This is a genomic window from Pseudomonas sp. P135, assembly GCF_020312125.1.
Taxonomy (GTDB): Bacteria; Pseudomonadota; Gammaproteobacteria; order Pseudomonadales; family Pseudomonadaceae; genus Aquipseudomonas; species Aquipseudomonas fragariae.
This window is the reverse complement of sequence record NZ_JAGPYR010000061.1, coordinates 1-367: the sequence shown is the minus strand read 5'-3', so window position 1 is coordinate 367 and position 367 is coordinate 1. Positions and strand designations below refer to the sequence as shown.

2 tRNA genes are annotated in these 367 nt (G+C 48.5%); both read right to left on the bottom strand.

What is annotated here, in order from left to right:
- Nucleotides 1–147 precede the first annotated feature (147 nt).
- Nucleotides 148–223, bottom strand: a tRNA-Ala gene (locus tag KBY08_RS26310).
- Between the two features lie 54 nt (nucleotides 224–277).
- Nucleotides 278–354 (bottom strand) — tRNA-Ile (locus KBY08_RS26305).
- Nucleotides 355–367: the final 13 nt, after the last annotated feature.

Below are 367 nucleotides of genomic sequence, written 5' to 3'. Positions count from 1 at the left end.
AAGAGGTGCCCGGTCTATATTTCTTTCTATCACATACCCAAATTTTTAAAGAACGATCTAATCAAAGACTAGAAATCAACATTCATGCACTAATCATCAGGATCAATGGAATGCTCATTTCTAAGCTTTCAAAACAGAAGCAGTAAGTGGTGGAGCCAAGCGGGATCGAACCGCTGACCTCCTGCGTGCAAGGCAGGCGCTCTCCCAGCTGAGCTATGGCCCCGTATTTCTACATACCGTGGAGGCGTCTCTCTGACCAGCTATCTCACCAGTAAACTGGTGGGTCTGGGCAGATTCGAACTGCCGACCTCACCCTTATCAGGGGTGCGCTCTAACCAACTGAGCTACAGACCCAATTTCGAGCTTG